The following is an 18,803-nucleotide window of genomic DNA, read 5'->3' on the forward strand; positions in this document are numbered from 1 at the left end:
TGCTGCGGCAGATACCTTCAAGCAGATACCTTCTATATGAAGAGGCAGGGACGCTCATCGGCTGATGGGCGTTTTTGCTGTAAAGCATTTGACAAGCAAACCGTCCGGACGGTATAGTTAATTCAGAGGTGAGTCAAATGAACAGTAATTCCAAACGCAGCCTGATCCTGGCTGCAGCTTCAACGGTTGTGAAGCAGAACGGGATTGAGAAGCTCACGCTAGAAGCGGTCGCCGCCGAAGCGGGGGTAAGCAAGGGCGGTCTGCTGCACCATTTTCCGAATAAGGACGCATTAATCCAAAGTATGGTCTCGGGCATAACGAGTGATTTCGCAGCCGATGTTCAGAAGAGAGCGGACCAGGATACACGGATTCAAGGGAAATGGAGCCGTGCTTATTTACAGTCTACCGTAGATGCTGATAAGGATGGGCAGGATATGAATGTTGCGCTTAACGCAGCACTTTTTACCAACGGGGTTCTGCTGGATGAACTAAGGGAACAGTACTCGGTCTGGCAACAGAACATAGAGAATGATGGTATTGATCCCGTAATGTCCTCGATTGTCCGGCTGGCGGTGGACGGCCTGTGGTTGTCGGAGGTGTTCGGAATCGGGGAGATCGGTGATGAAATGCGCGGCAAGGTTATTCATAAATTACTGGAAATGATTGATTAGGAGGCAACCCCATTGAATTCTTATGTGTTGTTATCATTAGCCATTGTCAGCGAAGTCTTCGGCAGTTCTATGCTGAAGGCCTCGAACGGGTTCAAGAAGCTGCTTCCCTCGATTGCGGTGGTTGCGGGCATGGGGCTGGCGTTCTTCAATCTGTCCCTGGCACTGAAGGAGATCCCTCTTGGGACAGCTTATGCCATCTGGTCAGGGGTGGGAACGGCGTTAACCGCCATGGTTGGCGTCCTAGTCTATAAAGAACATCTGAATGTCAAAAAAGTGGCAGGATTAGTGCTCATCATTGGCGGTGTAGTGCTCCTGAAGCTTTCAACGGGGGAATAACCATGAAAAGTTATCTTGCATTAAGTGTCGCCATTCTCTCGGAAATCTTCGGAACGACGATGCTCAAGCTCTCTGACGGATTCAGCAGCCTGCTGCCATCCATCGGCGTGGTGATTGGCATGGGACTCGCGTTCTACAGCTTATCTATCAGTCTCCGAACCATTCCGTTAAGCCTCGCTTATGCGATCTGGTCGGGAGCTGGTACGGCTCTGACGGCACTCATCGGCATCCTGATCTGGAATGATCCGTTCAACCTGCTTACCGGCATCAGTCTGCTCATCATCATCGGGGGGCTGGTCCTGCTGAATTCTTCCAGTCCTTCCCGGCAGGAAGCGGAGAAATCACCCGCGAAATAACAGGAAAACAGCAAAAGGAGAACTTATGAACCGGATTCTAATTCTCGGATCAGGCGGGTCAGGCAAGTCTACCCTGGCGCGGCAGCTTGGCGGGTTGCTAGATCTTCCCGTCGTGCATTTAGATGCCCATTTCTGGAACCCGGGCTGGATTCCTAAGCCGAATGGGGAATGGGAGGAACTTGTGCGGCAATACACGGACCAAGGGCAATGGATTATGGATGGCAATTATTCAAGGACGATGGATATCAGGCTTAAGCGTGCGGATGTGATTATTTTGCTGGATCTGCCCAGACTCTTATGTATGTACCGGATTATAAAGCGTCGAGTGATGTATCACAACCAGTCTAGACCAGATATGAACGAAGGCTGCCCAGAGAAGCTGGACTGGGCATTCGTGAGATGGGTATGGAACTACAAGACACGAAGCCGCAGCAGCACTATGGAGAGACTCCGGCAGACCGGGTCTCACCAGGAAGTAATTATTGTAACCAGCAGACGGCAGGTCAAGGAGTTAGTCAAGAGCTTCGCGGATGCCGGAAGGTCTGGATAGACGGAAGACCGTTAAGAGTATCGAGGAAGCGGGCACCCGTTAATCTGGTGCAGGAACTGTCGGATCCGGCTGCTGAATTGCTGTTAATCTGATGGTGAGGAAAGGATGGGAGATGATGAACCTGCTCGAAAATATGAATGCTGCACTCGCGTATATTGAAGAGCATCTGGAGGAAGAGGTGGATGCCCGGGAGGCGGCGAGGCTGGCGTTATGCTCGGAGTATCATTTCACGCGGATGTTCTCCTTCCTGGCCGGGATTCCGCTGTCGGAATATATCCGGCGCAGACGTCTGACCCTGGCTGCATTCAAGCTCCAGCACAGCCGGAAGCGGATCATTGATATTGCCCTGGAGGTGGGTTACAGCTCACCGGATGCCTTCACCAAGGCATTCCAGCAGGTTCATGGGGTGACGCCTTCGGAAGCCCGAAGTGCAGGGACACCGCTGAAGTCCTTTCCTCGAATGACGTTTCAGTTAACAATCAGAGGAGGCAGTGAAATGAATTATCGTATGGAAGAGAAAGCGGCGTTTCGCATTGTTGGATTGAAGAAAAGGGTGCCGATCCAGTTCAGCGGAGTGAACCCGGAGATCGCCGCTATGTGGCAGAGTCTGAACATGGAGATGATCACAGAGCTGAAGCAGCTGTCGAATATCGTTCCGGCCGGGATGCTCAGCGCATCGGTGAATTTCTCCGCAGGACGGATGGAGGAGCAGGGAGAGCTTGATCATTATATTGGGGTTGCGACCACTCTGACAAGTCCGCCTTCCTATGCCGTGCTTGAAGTCCCGGCGTCCACCTGGGCTGTATTTGAAGCGGTGGGACCCTTCCCGGATACGCTCCAGAATATCTGGGGCCGGATCTATTCGGAATGGTTCCCTTCTTCGCATTACGAGCAGGTGGAGGGGCCGGAGATTCTCTGGAATGAGAGCAAGGATACCACCTCACCAGCCTATAGAAGTGAAATATGGATTCCCGTGAAGGAAGCGGAGCGCTCATAAAAGTATCAACAAAAACACCCTCCAGAAGGTCATTGGATGAACCACAAGGTTCATTCCAATCTCCATTCCAGAGGGTGTTTTGCTGCGCGATTATTTAGTTAATTGATCCATTAAGACTCGGATCTCCGGGTCCAGACAAAGGGCATTCATGATCAGGGTTACAGCCTCTGCCCGGGTCGCGGACTGGTCCGGGGCGAACCGGCCCTGGCCGCGCCCGTTAATTAGACCGATTGCGGCGGCTTGGGCAATCTGCTCCTTGTTCCAGGAAGCCTGGGCATCGCTGAAGCTAAGGCCCGCTTCAACCGTTGCGGCGCTGCTGAAGTTAACGACTCTGGATAGAATCATAATCATCTCAGCCCGGCTGATGGTCCGGTCCGGCCGGAAGGTGCCATCCGGGTAACCGGTAATCATTCCCCTGGAAGCAAGTGTGGCTATGGCCTCACGGGCCCAATGAGCTTTCATGTCACTTAAGGTTTGCGGTGAAGCGTCCGATCTCATCAGTCCAAAGGCTTTGGTAATGACCGTGGCGAATTCCGCACGGGTGATGCTGTGATTCGGCCGGAAGGTGCCGTCCTCATAACCGTTAATCAGCTTCAGCTGATAGAATGCTGATATCGCACGGGTGCTCCACAGACCTGCAATATCCTTCAGCACAGGCGCGGAATGATCTGCTTGGCCCCCGGCAATTCTGGCCTTAAGTGCATCCTTTAAGACACCGGGCTGTACTCCCTCTGCGAAGATAGCAGATGTAGGTGTCGCGGCAGGTGCCGGTGTTACGGCGGGTGCAGCCGTAGCTGCTGGCGCAGGGGGCGGGCTTGCCACCGGTCCCGGCTTCGTACCTGATCCATTGCCCGGTGCGGAGCCTGAATCTGGAGTTGGCGTAGCACTCGGCTGCGGACTCGGTTCTGGGCTTGGGCTTGGAGTCGGACTAGGAGTCGGGCTCGGAGTCGGGCTGGTACCAGGCTCAGGCTGAGGTGTTACTGTGTCCGTTTTTTTAATGGTCAAAGCTTGCAGCTTCTCGCCATCCGTCTTTCTGGCTTCGATGACAATCTGGTCCTTGCTGATCGTGATCGCGGAATACACCGGGAAATTGTCATCGTACAGATACTCCAGGTAATCGAACTTGACTGCATCGTAGAATTTCCAGCCGGAGGACCCTCCGGACAGATAGACGGTACCTTGGCTGCCATCCTTCATAGGCTGGCCCTTCTTCATGGGATAGGTCCAGGCCAGGGCATGATCATGGCCCACCAGCACCAGATCTACGCCAAACTCCTCCAGGACCGGGGCCAAATACCGGGTAACCAGCTCCGGGCCGCGCCCGTCCTCCGTATGATAAGCAGGCCGGTGGAACATAGCGACCGTCCATTGCGCAGAGCTGGCCTTCAGATTCTCCCGCAGCCATACTGCCTGTTTCTGCATCTCTGCCTCATCGGTTTCCGAGTTAAGTACAACGAAATGAGTATCCTCATAATCATAGGAATAGTTCAAATGCTCTTGTCCTGCCATTCCGTTGCCCGGCAATCCCAGCGCCTTGGTAAATACGTCCTTTCCGCCGTTTTTGATATCATGATTCCCTATGGCATAGGCGGAGGGAACGTCGCCGCTGTAGAGCTGGGAGGCCTTCATATCCTGCTCCCATTCGTTCATTACGCCGCCATCATCGACGATATCGCCGCCATGCATAACAAAGCGGGCATCCGGGTAATGGGTGAAGGCACTGCTCATTAAATCCTGGTGGATATGCAGGGCTTCTTCATTATTGGTGTGCGAATCCGTTACAAACAAGAAGGAGAAAGACTTCTGACTTTCTGCCTCCGTTGTAAATGTATGCTGTTCACTCCACAGCCCCGGGGTTCCTACACGGTAAATATATTCCGTACCCGGTGACAGCTGTTGCAGCAAGCCTTTGTGGAACAAGGTCTCATTGACACGGTCAGGGGCTAACAGCAGCTGCGGTTCAGCGGCCTGCTCCATGATATTCGGCTGGTCAAAGCCCTTGAATTCACTGGCCTTCGCATATTGAATCACTCCGCCAGCCACACGGGGGGCCGTTCTCCAGACAATGCTCCGCGTGGACTTCATATCCTGTGTAACATAGGTTCTGACATATTCCGGCTGATCTGACCCAAGCTGCGGCACTACAGACAGCTTGAACTCCTTGCTGACCTTATCCCCGTTCACAGCCTGGAGTCTGAGGCTCGTCAAGGCCAAAGTCGTCAGGCCGGTATGGATTTCACCCTTTGCATCCGTCAGGCCCCAAGCTTCCTTCAAGAGGCTCACCTGAATATCAGCAGTGGGAATCCAGCCGGTTCTTTTGCCATCCGGCAGCAGAATGGCGGTATAGTCCCCATTGGTCACTCCGGTTGTGAAGAATCGTTCGCCCTGTATAGCGGAAGCGAGCTTGTCCGAAGCGGAATCAGCATTGGTGTATACTCCTGACTCTCCAGATCTCACCTCAGCGAAGGATTGCGGCTCAAGCGGATCGGGTACGATTACAGAGACTCCTTCGGCGGGCGCGCCTGAAGCATCCGTAACACGCAAAGTACTTATCGTATGGAGTGAGCTGCCTTGTACAGTAAGTGTGTAAGGAAAACCGATCGTGTATGGATGGGGGGCTGCCAGCGCGTACACCGCTTCTCCAGCAGTCATCCGTAAGCTGCCGTCGCTCATCGCGATGGATTTGAATACCTCACCGCGCTCCATTTTGGCACTGGGCTTAACCGTCATATTCAATACCACGGCGGTCCCGTCATCCGGTAAGGAATGAGGGTTCAATCCGGACAGCTGCACTTGATATTCACCTTGTACAGAGTTGATCTCATTTCGAGTAACGAGTGCCGGATCAACGGCAGGCTCAGCCGAAGCGATATCCAAGGTCTGCGGATCGTATTGAAGCTTGGCATACGCAGCCTCCAGATCAGCAGCTTGCTTAATCTGAAGCTTCAATTGGAATGTGGTATTGCTGAGGACTTCGGACGGGGCGCTCAGCTGATATTGAATACCCTCGGGAATGACAAAAGAACTGCTGCGTTCGGCGGGGTTACCGGATCTGTCATATACAGCAGCCTGCACGGTGTGATATCCCCCTGCCAGCGGAGCGGAGGGCTGGTAGGATATGCTGCCTGTATCCGCTGCATACTCGGTGGTTACGGGATGTCCATCTAGCTTCAGCTCTACGGAGCCGGGGTCAATCCCAGATTGGTCATCGGTGGCCATCAGCTCTATACGCGGAGTGCGCGTCTGGACTACGGCTGCATCCCTGGGGGACACGATCTCCAGGGCCGGGACGCCCATATCTTCATTAGGGTCCTGCTCATAGATCAGGCGCACATCGTCGACCCATACGGTACCTTTATTTTTTTTGTCTACAATGGACTGTTCGATCCGCATATAGATTTCCAGCTGGATTGGCCCTGTCTTGTCTTGAGGGATGTCACCCTCAATGTATTTCCAGCCGGTCCAGTCCACGCCGACGTTCTCATCCAGATATTCCACCTCAAAGGATTTGCCTTTGCCGTCTCTGAACTTGCTGAAGATGAGATGTCCGTCGTTATTACCATAGATCCACATGCCAATCTTTTTGGGAAGGCCGGTAATGGGGACCGGGGCGGATGGACCTACATAGACATAGGAGGGATTTTCTTTGACACCAATGTAGTCATAGTCCAGACGTACGGAATTCTGGCCTGAACGGACATGCTTGGGAGCGGACTCCAGGCTCATGGCACCGGAGAAGTTTCTTTTTTGGACCAGTACATTATCGTTCAGGTCATGCTCGAAATCTTCGATAACTACGGCACCGGGAACAGGATGGTCAGCTGCAATGAAGCCTGCCGGCTGCAGGGTGCTTACTGCGACTGAGAGGAATAGGAGGAACAGGGTTATTCTATTCCCTATCCGTTTGAACCTTCGGTGATTCTTCTTACTGTGCATGTGCTTCGCTCCTCTGATTCTACCGAAATGGACTATATAGATTAACTTGTATTTATTCTATTATGGGATTGTCGTGACTCCAGAGAATGTTTGGCCCTCCGGCCGCTGTTGTCTACAGATTTCTTGATTTAACCCGCTCATCGCGGTGGAAATCCGCAGACAAAGGCGGACGCTATCGCTCCTACAGTGCCAAAATTCTCCTCCGCCACTTTTCCCTTTTAGGATATTTTTCAAGTTCAATCTATATAGCTAATTCTTACATGAGGTTAATTATAGGGTGGCAGGTTGCCGGTAGTATTAATTTAAAAGATTAAGTATGTAAACAATGGCCGCAAACCGCTCGGAATCTGGTTCCCAGGCTTCACTGAATAGTCCCGCACATATTAGGGTAATGGTAGTCTAGTACAACAGACCAGGAGGTATGCCGCATGGAATGGACTTTGGAAGATGTAGAAGAGACGAGCCGATTGCATCCTGAGTCGTTTTTTATTCCCTCCAGACAAGAACGGGAAGCGCAGGAGATAGGGAGAATGGTTAGGTTGCATTTTATGCTGACGAATGCGCTTGAAGGGCAGCCGCGTGCTGAACGGATGTGGGTGGAGATCATGGGACAAGATCCGGTTACCGGACGATATACGGGGATTCTGACCAATGCACCCGGAGTTATACAGTCGCTGCAGCCGGGAGATACCGTGGAATTCGAGCCCAGGCATATCGCCCAGTCCATCCTTAGACAAGGAGATCCGGCGTGGGTCGAAGTAGGGGAGAAGGCGGCCATGGTCACCAGAAAATGTATGCTGCCGGGCAGCGGGGTACGCTGGATGTACCGTGAAGCCGCTACCCGGGAGCAGGATAGCGGCTGGCGGCTATTCACCGGGGAAGAAGATCGCGCCTACTTAAGCGACCCCAAGAACACGGCGATCATGAATGTGTATGATCTGATTGACCGGGACCCTAGCCTGCTGGAGCCTTTTAAGGGAGCCGTGGGCACGGCATTTGAACGAAGCGGCCCGGATGCAGAATGGGTAGAGGTGAAGAATTGGCGGTAGGCATGATATACTGGGCTGGCGGACACAGGTGACTGTGGCCCCGGCCTTAGTGCTGTGCGAACCGCAGCTATACATAACGGATAGTTAGGCTGAGAGGAATGAGGAGAACGATAGAATTACATGCAAGCAGGTACAACGAGATTAGGCATCTTTTAACTCATAAAGATGGTGATTTCATCTTTGTATTTGTGCAGGGGGTTATGGATCTTAATCAGCCTGGTAGAATATTTGTGAATAATATAGACCAGCCGACTGCAGGAATTGTCGCAAGCCGCGGCGGGAAATATTATCTGTTTGGACAGGAAGATGATCATTTGTTCAATCAAAGCTTAATTGTTTTCTTAGCCAATCCGGCCAATCATGCGAATTTCTATGATTTGTACTTCTCTTCCAGTCACTGGCTTGTGCTGCTGGATGCGCTGAAAGAAAACACAGTGGAGCTGAACAGAACACATTATATTATGAACGGCGATGCTGCACTTCCTGTTGAAATCCAGGAGGATTCTGGAGAATTTATATTAACTAGAATAGATGAGCAGTTGTTTGAACGCTATAATCAGGAGATGGATGATAGCTATCGCTTGCTGTGGGATTCTGCGGAGACCTATCTGGACAAAGCCTTTGGTTATTGTTATTTGAATGAAGGCGGATTTGTAAGCGCTTGTAACACTTTCTATGTAGGAGGCGGCTATATTGAACCGGACATTATCACGCAGAAGGATTACCGGAATCAAGGCTTGGCCTTTAGACTATGTCAAGAATTCATAGAGCTTGCCCGTCAGCGGAAGCTAACGACGTACTGGGACTGTGATACCGGCAATACTGGCTCCAATCATCTAGCTGGGAAGTTAGGGATGGCGAAAGTAGGCGAACTCCCAATTCTGTGGTGGCATGAGAGTAAGGAAGTCATTGCTAAATATTTAGCCAGCTACAACTATACTACCTAAACCCGTGGATCATCAGAGTTAAAATAGTGAAAAATACAGTAACCCATCGCATGAGGGTCTGCCGTGCCCCGATTAAGGTGCGCATGGTAGGCTTAAATGTACTCTATACAACTAAATCGCCAGATAACCCGCCTAATATCCGTTTACCTGTATTTCGTGCAATTAAACTGCCATCTCTAAGTGGGTTTCGCCCATTCAGGCAGATTTAGTTGTACAGGCTACAACTAGAAGAGGATAACCTTCCTGTTCACTGTTTTTAAATGTATAGAATACAACTATCACTGAATGTTCACTTCGAACGCATCTTCATACATTACCGCATTTGTGGAATTCACTTCTGTAGTTCGGATGCTCTATCAACCTGCTGTTCATTGTAAAAGTTGTCCTTATGGAGGTGAGTAAGTCACCCGGAATCTGGCCTGGTCCGGTGAGCAATGAGAGCTTACGGAAGATGCAGAGCAACTGCTGGAGCTGCGGACCTTCATCGCGGATATCGTGGCCGGTAAAGAGGCTTACCAAGAGCTGCCGCCAGCCGAAGGCGGTTATGAATAAGTAAAAAGATTACACAGCTACGCCTGCAAGCGTACTTCTCCAGTCCGATCCCATGGGATCGGATTTTTGCTGTGAACAGTAAGTTTATATTCAGTTTAAAAAAGTCGGTTACCATCCTAATACATTCAGTTGTTCTAGGAGGATGAATCATGAAACAAACGCAAACAGCGCAGCCGGGCGGCAGTTATGCCATTGAAGCGCAAGGTCTTGTCAAAATCTACGGCAGCAACCGTGCGGTGGATGGTGTGGATCTGAGGGTTGGCACAGGAATGATCTACGGGGTGCTGGGTCCGAATGGAGCCGGGAAGACGACGGTCATCCGTATGCTCGCCACCCTGCTTCGGCCTGACGCAGGTTCGGCGCGCATCTTCGGACATGATGTGGCCAAAGAACCGCAGATCGTGCGGCAGTTAATCGGAGTCACGGGTCAATATGCGTCGGTGGATGAGTCGCTTAGCGCGACTGAGAATCTGATCATCTTCTCCAGGCTGCATGGCCTGGGACGCGCAGAATCGCGCAGCAAAGCTTCAGAGCTGCTGGAGGAATTTGGCCTGACGGAAGCGGCGAAACGTCCGTTGAAGAATTTCTCCGGCGGAATGCGCCGGCGGCTCGATCTGGCGGCAAGCCTGATTGCGCAGCCGCCACTGATTTTTCTGGATGAACCGACAACAGGGCTTGACCCCCGCACACGTAATCAGATGTGGGAGACGATCCGCAGGCTGGTGAAGACGGGATCAACGGTGCTGCTGACCACACAATATCTCGAAGAGGCGGATCAACTGGCAGACCGGATTGCTGTTATTGATACGGGTAAGGTGGTTGCGGAAGGGACAGTCGATGAGCTGAAGGGTTCGGTAGGCAACTCCTCGCTGCACCTGAAGGTGGTGAACCCGCAGGATATGGGGAATGCCCGCCGAATTATCGAGCAGGTATTGCAGGTCAGGTCGAACCTGTCAGCAGAGGCGGCCAAAATCACCGCTCCGATGGGGAATGTAGACCGGGTAACCGACCTCTTGATTGCGCTTCGCGAGGCAGATATTCCGCTGCTTGAGATGAGCGTGCAGAAGCCGACGCTGGATGAAGTATTCCTGACCCTGACCGGTCATGGAGTGAAGGAAGAGGCTGGGAATGCCGAAGATAGCGCACAGAATAAGGAGAGGGTGCTGGCATGAGTACTTACATTAAACCGGGTGTAGAGCGTAAGCTGAACAATCATACCAGCTTCGGTCAGGCGGTACGCAATTCATTAACAATGGCGTATAGAGGACTGCTCAAGATCCGGCGTACGCCGGAACAATTGTTTGACGTCACGTTTCAGCCGATCATTTTCACCTTGATGTTCACGTATATCTTCGGCGGGGCGATTGCCGGTGATGTGGCAAGTTATCTGCCGGTCATCATTCCAGGAATCCTGGTTCAGACCGTAATCACGACCTCTGTCGTCACCGGTGTCCAGCTGCGGGAGGATATGGAAAAAGGGGTATTCGACCGCTTCAAATCCCTGCCGATTGCCCGGATTGCCCCTCTGGCGGGTGCGCTGTTAGCAGATACCATCCGTTACACCATTGCTACGGTACTTACCTTCGTGATGGGTTACATCATGGGCTTGCGGCCTGAAGGCGACATCGGCGGCGTTGCCCTTGCAGCCGTTCTTGTGATCGGATGCTCCTGGGCGATTAGCTGGATCTTTGCATTCTTCGGTGTGATTGCCCGCACAGCTTCCAGTGTCCAGGGAATCTCGATGATCGTTTTATTCCCGCTCACCTTCCTCTCCAATGCCTTTGTTCCTGTCGATACCATGCCGAACTGGCTTCAATGGTTCGTGAATGCCAATCCCATTTCTCATCTGGTCACCGCTGTCCGTGAACTGGTCAACCATGGAACGGTAGGCAGCGATCTGGTCTACTCCCTCATCGGTGCCGCCGTGATTGTGGCGGTCTTTGCTCCAATTACAGTGCGTGCTTATATGCGCCGGACTTAATTCGCATCACTAGAAGACGTTAACGGATGTAGCGGTACATCTGGTTAACGTCTTTTTGCTTTTTAGAGGAAATGATGGGTTATGTATTGAAGTTTATTTCTGAGGACCAACCAGCGCAAGAAAGGAAGTAATCATGAAAAAGTATGAGGGCATAGGAAGCAGCACAATCAAATATGCAATCCTAAATTTCATTCTAGTCATTACTAATCTGTTCTTATACGCTTCAGGTCCAGATGGCGGGGGAACCGGGGACCGTGAAGAAGGGTTTTATTTCTATCAGATGTACTTGGTCTGTCTTGTCGTAGTGTTTGTAGTTTATGGTCTATGGTCAGTGACGTTAGGAAGACACAAGAAGAATATAAAAGGCTTAACAGCCATTCCCGTGTTATCATCATCGGTTTGTATCGCCGGTCTATTGATATATGCCACCAGCAAGAACAAGAGCCTGTATGACGGAATCTGGTTAAATGATTCAGGCTCTGAAGTCTTAGCACTTTACGCAGACACTTTAATCTATCTGGTGTACTTCTTCCTGTTATTCGCCATTAGCATTAGTGTGCTGGGGATTATTTCGCGAAATAAATGGGCTATACTTGGACTGCTGCTTAATCTGACCGTGTCAATATTGCATATCCTTGTATTCAAGGAATGGGTTAGCTAGCATATCTAGGAGAAACTATAACGGAATGGGGCCATAAATAATGCCGATGATTCACGATAGTGTGATTTTATCCTACGTAGTCGATTTACAGAATGACCAAATTATCATACATACCCGCTATGACGATTCGAGAATGGTGGAAGAGATGAATGTTATTTTTATAAATGTACTAAGCCATAAGTTTGATCATCCCCTAAAGGGCAGTATTATCCTGAGTATCCAGCAATCTTCAGTTCAACATTTTATGGATGACAACTCGGAAATGTTACTTAAGAGCCGGAGCTATGGCTGGCCAACCTGGTATGAATCACTTGAAGAATTGCAAATTATATTAACCGAAGAGAACTACAAATATATCGAGTTATTATCCTCATACGGGATGAGTGGCTGGGTAGTGGCTAAGGATGTTCAGTATGTTCCAAGAGAGAGTATGACGTAAGCTGACCCTTTCCCTTAGTGTGTTTTCTGTTTTTTTTACAAACCGTCTGGAGTTGTGGCGCGTTAGCCTTTATAATATGACGAGAATATAGAATAAAGGAAAAGGTGTTCACTTCATGAGTATATTAAATGTAGAAAAGCTAAGTCACGGCTTCGGCGACCGGGCCATTTTCACCGATGTCTCCTTCCGTCTGCTGAAGGGCGAGCATATCGGCCTGATCGGTGCCAACGGTGAAGGGAAATCAACCTTCATGAATATCATCACAGGCAAGCTGCAGCCGGATGAAGGCAAGGTGGAATGGGCGAAGCGGATGCGCGCCGGTTATCTGGACCAGCACGCAGTGCTTCAGCAGGGACAATCCATCCGGGATGTGCTGCGCGGCGCCTTCCAATATCTGTTCGATATGGAACAAGAGATGAACGACATGTACGGCAAGATGGGCGAAGTCTCCCCGGAGGAGCTGGAGCAGCTGCTGGAGGATGTTGGAACGATTCAGGACATGCTGACCAGCCAGGATTTCTATATGATTGATGCCAAAATCGACGAAACCGCACGCGGGCTCGGTCTGACCGACATTGGTCTCGACAAGGATGTTAACGATCTCAGCGGCGGTCAGCGGACCAAGGTCTTGCTGGCCAAGCTGCTGCTGGAGAAGCCGGACATTCTGCTGCTGGATGAGCCTACGAACTATCTGGATGAACAGCATATCAACTGGCTGAAGCGCTACCTGCTGGATTATGAGAATGCCTTCATCCTGATCTCGCATGACATTCCGTTCCTGAACAGTGTCATCAACCTGATCTACCATATGGAGAACCAGTCGCTGTCGCGCTATGTGGGCGATTATGAGTATTTCCAGCAGGTGTACGAAGCGAAGAAGTCGCAGCTCGAATCCGCGTTCAAGCGCCAGCAGCAGGAGATTGCCGATCTGAAGGACTTCGTGGCCCGCAACAAGGCCAGCGTAGCTACCCGCAATATGGCGATGTCCCGGCAGAAGAAGCTGGATAAGATGGAGGTCATCGAGATCGCCAAGGAGAAGCCGAAGCCGCAGTTCAACTTCAAGCAGGGGCGGACTTCCGGCAAAATGGTTTTTGAAACCAAGGATCTGGTCATCGGCTATGATTCCCCGTTGTCGCGTCCTCTGGAGCTAAGCATGGAGCGGGGACAAAAAATCGCACTCGTCGGTGCGAACGGTATCGGTAAAACCACGCTGCTGCGCAGTATTCTCGGCCAGATTCAGCCTATTTCAGGCACGGCGAGACTGGGGGATTTGCTGGAGATCGGGTATTTCGAGCAGGAAATGAAGGAATCGAATTACAACACCTGTATTGAGGAGATCTGGAACGAATTCCCGTCCTACTCCCAATTTGAGATTCGTGCAGCGCTGGCCAAGTGCGGCCTGACGACCAAGCATATTGAGAGCAAGATTGCGGTCCTGAGCGGCGGCGAGAAAGCCAAGGTGCGTCTATGCAAGCTGATCAACCGGGAGAGCAATCTGCTCGTCCTGGATGAGCCTACCAACCATCTTGACGTAGATGCGAAGGAAGAGCTGCAGCGAGCACTGAAGGCGTATAAAGGCAGTATCCTGCTGATTTCCCACGAGCCTGAATTTTACCGCGATATCGTGACAGATACCTGGAACTGCGAATCATGGACAACCAAAGTATTCTAGGACAGCCGGCACTGACGCCGGTCTGAGGTTTGACCCGTAGGAGGAGAACTTTGCGAAAAGTGACTCTTACGGGTCATTTACATAAGAGTGAGTAAGAATGCAGGGGGATCATATGAACGTAGTGAAAGAGGACACAGTCGTGAAGCCATCCAAAAGAAATATTGTCAATGTGATCATTGACGGGATTTCCGGAATTTTTCTTCCCATCGTCAATATATTGAGTGCGGCAGGCATCATGAAAGGGCTTCTTGCAGGTGCGGTAGCCCTGGAGATTGTCAGCAAGACGGAGGGCACCTATACGGTGCTGAATGCGATGGCGGACAGCCTGTTCCATTACCTTCCGCTGCTTCTGGCGTTTACAGCAGCCCGTAAATTCGGGGCCAATCCTTTTACAGCGGTGGTGATTGCCGGGGTGCTGCTGTATCCGAGCCTGACGACACTGTTTGCGAACCAAGAAGTCATCGAGTTCCTGGGCATGAGCATCACACCGGTTAATTATCCCGCGAGTGCCATTCCCATCATCCTTGCGGTAGGCCTGCTGGTCTATGTCGAACGATTCTGTGTCACAATATTGCCCGAGGTCATCCGGGAGTTCTTCACTCCGCTTATCTCTATTGTGGTGGTATCAGCGGTGACACTGCTTGTATTCGGGCCGATGGGAGCGCTGGCAGGGGATGCTCTTGCGGACGGGTATCGTGCGGTGTATAACCTCAGTTCTGTCGGGGCCGGTATGGTGCTTGGGGCGATTATTCAGCCGATGGTTATATTCGGGTTGCACTGGAGTCTGGTGCCGCTGGCAATCAACAATATCAGCACCGGAGGTTCAGACACGATCCTCGCACTGATGGGACCGGCGGCCTTCGCCCAGGCAGGGGCAGCACTTGCGGTATTCATCAAAGCCAAAGACAAGAAGTTCCGTACCCTGTCCTTATCGGCGTCGATTTCGGCATTGTTCGGCGTAACTGAGCCTGCGATGTTCGGTGTGAACCTGCCTCTGCGCAAGCCGATGATCATCGTCTGCTGCGCTGGCTCCATTGGAGGCGGGATGGTCGGAATGTTCGGCTCGGCTGCGATCTCATTCGCCTTTCCGGGCCTGGCGACGTTGCCGGCTTATCTGGGGGACGGATTCGGCGGCTTCCTGATTGCCTGTACGACCGGCTTCCTGATTGCGCTGATTGCGACGCTGTGCGTGAAGCTTGGACCGGAGCCAGTCGTCGAACCACTCGCCAAGTCCTAGCTAAGGGGGATTACACATGAGAGCAATTAGAAGAACCAAGACGGTGGAAGGGACTTCCATTCCCGGAATCATCCATAACGGAGGAAGTTACTTCTATATTAATGTAGATGTGTACGAAGACGGCATGGTCAACTGCTGGGAGCTTACAGATCTTAAGGGCTTATCCGGCAAAATAAATTCAGGCTGGTTAACGCCGGCAGTTCCCTCCGGGAAGCAGCTGTCCATTCATGGACTGGGTGCGTATACGGTAGAGTCAGCGAAGTGGACTTACAACGCTGCAAGCTATTACCAGCATATTCAGGAAACAGTGAGTCTGCTGAATCCGGACCATACGAATATCTATGAGATTTCGGACCGGGAGCAGGAGCAGAGTGAAGCGCGCCGGATTGCGCATTCACCTTCCTCTACGGAATTCTATGTCAACAGCGAAATGTTCTACCAGACGACGGAGGGCAAAAGTGTCCACCTGTTCATGAAGAATAGCGGGGCAGTATACCTGGTCGATGTTGTGATATACAAGGACGGAAAGGTAGCGGTCTATAACCTGCCTGCTGAAGCAGAATATACGCTGGAGGAGCTGGACACGCTTTTTGCAGATAAGACCTTCTTCACGACAATGGATACACCTGTTAATGTACATATTCTGCAATTGGGCGAGGTTACATTAGGCGAAGCCCTATACTCTGCGGATGCGGAAGAGAAGCTCAAAGAGCTGCACAACCTCCACAAGCAGCTAAACGGCGAGCAAACGGCGCATGAAGCGTGCCGGGCTGCCTATTACGCTTATCTGGAGAATCCGGGTGAATACTACCGGGAGCAGCTTCGAATCAAATATGAGCTTGTGCCGGAGCATGAACGGATGTATCTGGGCGATATGGATACGAAGGATTGGGATTACCAGCGAATTCTGTATCATCCTGAAGAGACACGTGAAGTGTGAACGGGCCAGGATTTTCTACGCGCTGGATGCTATACTACTATAAGTGATGAAGTGAAGAGATAGAGGGTGGCAGGATGGAGACAATCAGCTTTCATTATGGACGGCATATTTCCAAGGTGGCGCGGGCATTATATTTCCACTCGTGGAAATCTATACTGTCCATTGGCGTTCAAGCGGTATTTATAGCGGTGTGCATGATTCTGTATACTCAGAACCAATCGGTCATTCTGCTCGGCATATCAATTACGCTGGTTCTGACCATGGGAATGTCAATCGTGATGCGAACCTTGCTTTTACCGAAGATATTGTCGGCAGATACAAGGTACAATAAGGAATTTGAATATCTTTTCGATGCAGAGGGGATCAATTTCAGTCCGGAGAAGGACGCGTCCGTCATGACATGGGGCTCTTTCACCCGGGTATGGGAGAACCAGAGCTACTATCTGCTGTTCCATGGGCCACAGGAGTATTGGTTCGTTGCGAAGCAATCGTTCGAGGATGCTGCACAGGAGCATAAATTCAGAGCGTATGTGTCAGATCACCGCAAGATTGTCAGTGGCGTGATTTGGTGATGAAAAAGAAGGACATGCCATATGGCATGTCCTTTTCTGCACCTGGGAGCGGATGAATACCGCAGCTATACCCGCCAAAAGCTTGTGCAATCCGCCTTGTCGGCAATGTTGTACTCGATTAACTGTCTCAGCAGGCCGTAATCCACCGGATTCGTCCATTTCATGCGGATCAGCAGCTTGGTGTGATCAACCCCGCCTTGCTTCAGGACCTCGGCGAAATGATCCATGCCTGCCTTCTCCGGGGCGACAGCCATATGCCCTTTGGCTACACTGAAGCCAATAATATAGGTTCCGTGATCGGTGAACATCGGCTGGTTCCAGCCAATTCTCGGTTCGAGCTGCGGGAACTCCTGCAACACCCAGGCGAGTACTTCCTCCACCGTTACCTGATGGACCGGGTTATCTATCTTCGCTAAATACTCTGCAAACACATCCATGATTGTTCCTCCTGATCTGTATCAGCCCTTATGCAACCTATAATATCTTGTAGCCAGAGGATAGTCAAAAACTTTAATACCCCAATTGCAGGCTTCGCAGATCTGTCATCGTATAGGGCGCCCCGCTTCCTCATTCCATCATTTACCTGTATTATAAGGTTACATCTAAAGATCTTGCAGGATGAGGAAAGCGGGGGATGGGGTGGAGAGCCCGGAATGTGAAGCGGATTTTCATCAGAGGATACTTCATGCCCGTAATCGCCGTGAAGCCCAAAGCGCGCCTGCTGGTCCCTTATTCCTACTGTTTCCGCTTCACCGACCAAGAAGATCAGGGGATACGGGCACTCACGGAATGGGCAGAGCGGCATCAGATCGAAGTACTGCATAAAAAATTTATCAGATGGCTGTAATTTACTTAGCTAAGGAGGGCCTTTATATGAAAGTCAGCGGATTCAGTCACATCACACTCCAGGTACGCGATCTTAAGACATCCCTGGAGTTTTATCATGGTATTCTGGGGATGAATCTTAGACATCACGGCCGACTAGATGCTTATTTGGAGTGGGGCAGCGCCTGGGTATGTCTGGTGGAACGGACGGAGGCCGGGCAGCAGCCGGGCGGATTCGCCGGGATGGACCACGTAGCTTTTTATATCGCAGAGGATGATTTCAAGGAAGCCGTAGCTATTTTAAACAAGCATCAAGTTGAGATCGTCAGAGGACCTGTTCAGCGGGGAACCGGCTGGTCGGTGAATTTCCTGGACCCGGATGGAATTCAGCTGGAGCTGCATACTTCAACCTTGGATGAACGGATGGAGGTTTGGGTGTGAGATGAATACTCCCTTTAATGAACTGTTGACGTCGGAACAGGAGCTTAGAGAGCTTCTGGGGTATCCGAGTGAAGTGGTGAAGCGCAAGTCGATCCGGCATCTGGATCAGCATTGCCGTGATTACATAGCGATGTCCCCGCTGTTATTCCTGTCCACAGCAGATGAACACGGCTCTTGCGATGTCTCTCCGCGCGGAGATGCCCCCGGTTCGGTGCTGGTGCTGGATGACGGGCATCTGGTGATCCCGGAGCGGCCGGGCAACCGCAGAATGGACTCGTTGCTGAATATTCTTGCTAACCCGAACATCGGTCTAATCTTCATCATCCCCGGCCTTGAAGAGACCCTGCGGATTAACGGGCAAGCGTATGTAATCAGAGATGAGCCGATTCTGGAGCGAATGAAGGCCAGAGATAAACGGCCTATGCTGGGCATCGGGGTGAAGGTGGAGGAATGTTATATGCACTGTGCCAAAGCCTTCAAACGCTCGCAGGCCTGGGACCCGGCCACTTGGCCCGCCGAAGCCGCGCTTCCGTCTGCTCCGGCTATTATCGCGGATCATGTGAATTCTCCTGAGTTCACGGTGGAAGTAGTCCGGCAGGGCATACAGGAGAGTTATGAGAAACGGCTCTATTAAGGAATGG

At 51.3% G+C, this 18,803-nt stretch carries 20 protein-coding genes; 18 read left to right on the top strand and 2 right to left on the bottom strand.

Translation table 11 applies throughout. The annotated features are described in order from the left end of the window. The first annotated feature begins 137 nt into the window (after positions 1-137). The 5 genes from HQN87_RS11995 (at position 138) to HQN87_RS12015 (ending at position 2,910) form a co-directional block, all read left to right on the top strand. On the top strand, positions 138-671 hold the full coding sequence (locus tag HQN87_RS11995; RefSeq protein WP_173132838.1) for a TetR/AcrR family transcriptional regulator: 534 nt from the start codon (positions 138-140) through the stop codon (positions 669-671). 12 nt (positions 672-683) lie between these two features. Next, positions 684-1,007: a DMT family transporter gene (locus HQN87_RS12000; RefSeq protein ID WP_173132841.1), complete on the top strand. Its 324-nt coding sequence runs from the start codon at positions 684-686 to the stop codon at positions 1,005-1,007. 2 nt (positions 1,008-1,009) lie between these two features. Beyond that, on the top strand, positions 1,010-1,363 hold the full coding sequence (locus HQN87_RS12005) for a DMT family transporter (RefSeq protein WP_173132844.1): 354 nt from the start codon (positions 1,010-1,012) through the stop codon (positions 1,361-1,363). Positions 1,364-1,388: 25 nt separating this feature from the next. Continuing rightward, entirely contained in the window at positions 1,389-1,913 is a 525-nt protein-coding gene (locus HQN87_RS12010; RefSeq protein WP_173132848.1) for a DNA topology modulation protein, read from the top strand. A 115-nt stretch (positions 1,914-2,028) separates the two neighbouring features. Further along, on the top strand, positions 2,029-2,910 hold the full coding sequence (locus HQN87_RS12015) for an AraC family transcriptional regulator (RefSeq protein WP_173132851.1): 882 nt from the start codon (positions 2,029-2,031) through the stop codon (positions 2,908-2,910). Between the two features lie 90 nt (positions 2,911-3,000). On the opposite strand, the gene HQN87_RS12020 is transcribed toward HQN87_RS12015, so the two are convergent. Next, positions 3,001-6,846, bottom strand: coding sequence for an S-layer homology domain-containing protein (locus tag HQN87_RS12020; RefSeq protein WP_173132854.1), 3,846 nt, complete (start codon positions 6,844-6,846; stop codon positions 3,001-3,003). Positions 6,847-7,274: 428 nt separating this feature from the next. On the opposite strand from HQN87_RS12020, the gene HQN87_RS12025 reads away from it, so the two are divergent. From HQN87_RS12025 to HQN87_RS12070, 10 genes are all read left to right on the top strand, one after another. Then, positions 7,275-7,895: an immunity protein Imm33 domain-containing protein gene (locus HQN87_RS12025; RefSeq protein WP_173132857.1), complete on the top strand. Its 621-nt coding sequence runs from the start codon at positions 7,275-7,277 to the stop codon at positions 7,893-7,895. Between the two features lie 98 nt (positions 7,896-7,993). Next, entirely contained in the window at positions 7,994-8,842 is an 849-nt protein-coding gene (locus HQN87_RS12030) for a GNAT family N-acetyltransferase (protein WP_173132860.1), read from the top strand. Between the two features lie 701 nt (positions 8,843-9,543). Continuing rightward, entirely contained in the window at positions 9,544-10,566 is a 1,023-nt protein-coding gene (locus HQN87_RS12035; protein ID WP_173132876.1) for an ATP-binding cassette domain-containing protein, read from the top strand. Then, the gene (locus HQN87_RS12040) at positions 10,563-11,375 is read left to right on the top strand and encodes an ABC transporter permease (protein WP_173132879.1); all 813 of its coding nucleotides are present in this window, start codon (positions 10,563-10,565) and stop codon (positions 11,373-11,375) included. Before HQN87_RS12035 ends, HQN87_RS12040 begins: the two co-directional genes overlap by 4 nt. 133 nt (positions 11,376-11,508) lie before the next feature. Further along, positions 11,509-12,036, top strand: a complete 528-nt coding sequence (locus HQN87_RS12045) for a hypothetical protein (RefSeq protein ID WP_173132883.1) — start codon at positions 11,509-11,511, stop codon at positions 12,034-12,036. A gap of 40 nt (positions 12,037-12,076) precedes the next feature. Continuing rightward, a complete protein-coding gene (locus tag HQN87_RS12050; RefSeq protein WP_246552779.1) occupies positions 12,077-12,475 on the top strand; it encodes a hypothetical protein in 399 nt (132 codons plus the stop codon). 115 nt (positions 12,476-12,590) lie between these two features. Continuing rightward, positions 12,591-14,147, top strand: a complete 1,557-nt coding sequence (locus HQN87_RS12055) for an ABC-F family ATP-binding cassette domain-containing protein (RefSeq protein WP_173132886.1) — start codon at positions 12,591-12,593, stop codon at positions 14,145-14,147. A gap of 112 nt (positions 14,148-14,259) precedes the next feature. Further along, complete coding sequence (locus HQN87_RS12060; RefSeq protein WP_211720109.1) at positions 14,260-15,384, top strand: PTS transporter subunit EIIC; 1,125 nt, start codon at positions 14,260-14,262, stop codon at positions 15,382-15,384. 16 nt (positions 15,385-15,400) lie between these two features. After that, positions 15,401-16,324, top strand: coding sequence for a DUF7638 domain-containing protein (locus HQN87_RS12065; protein ID WP_173132891.1), 924 nt, complete (start codon positions 15,401-15,403; stop codon positions 16,322-16,324). A gap of 74 nt (positions 16,325-16,398) precedes the next feature. Next, positions 16,399-16,896, top strand: a complete 498-nt coding sequence (locus tag HQN87_RS12070) for a YcxB family protein (RefSeq protein ID WP_173132894.1) — start codon at positions 16,399-16,401, stop codon at positions 16,894-16,896. A gap of 65 nt (positions 16,897-16,961) precedes the next feature. Here the strand turns inward: HQN87_RS12070 and HQN87_RS12075 are convergent, their stop codons facing one another. Then, on the bottom strand, positions 16,962-17,333 hold the full coding sequence (locus tag HQN87_RS12075; protein ID WP_173132897.1) for an iron chaperone: 372 nt from the start codon (positions 17,331-17,333) through the stop codon (positions 16,962-16,964). 197 nt (positions 17,334-17,530) lie between these two features. Here HQN87_RS12075 and HQN87_RS12080 point away from each other — a divergent pair, with 197 nt between their 5' ends. The 3 genes from HQN87_RS12080 to HQN87_RS12090 are packed head-to-tail and all read left to right on the top strand — an operon-like array spanning position 17,531 to position 18,796. Beyond that, positions 17,531-17,743, top strand: coding sequence for a hypothetical protein (locus tag HQN87_RS12080; protein WP_173132900.1), 213 nt, complete (start codon positions 17,531-17,533; stop codon positions 17,741-17,743). Positions 17,744-17,769: 26 nt separating this feature from the next. Next, positions 17,770-18,162, top strand: a complete 393-nt coding sequence (locus HQN87_RS12085) for a VOC family protein (protein WP_173132903.1) — start codon at positions 17,770-17,772, stop codon at positions 18,160-18,162. Between the two features lies 1 nt (position 18,163). Next, positions 18,164-18,796 carry a pyridoxamine 5'-phosphate oxidase family protein gene (locus HQN87_RS12090; RefSeq protein ID WP_173132906.1) on the top strand — a complete coding sequence of 211 codons (633 nt, stop codon included), beginning with the start codon at positions 18,164-18,166 and terminating at the stop codon, positions 18,794-18,796. The last annotated feature ends 7 nt before the right edge of the window (positions 18,797-18,803 follow it).

The organism is Paenibacillus tritici (assembly GCF_013204885.1).
Lineage (GTDB): Bacteria > Bacillota > Bacilli > Paenibacillales > Paenibacillaceae > Paenibacillus_AQ > Paenibacillus_AQ tritici.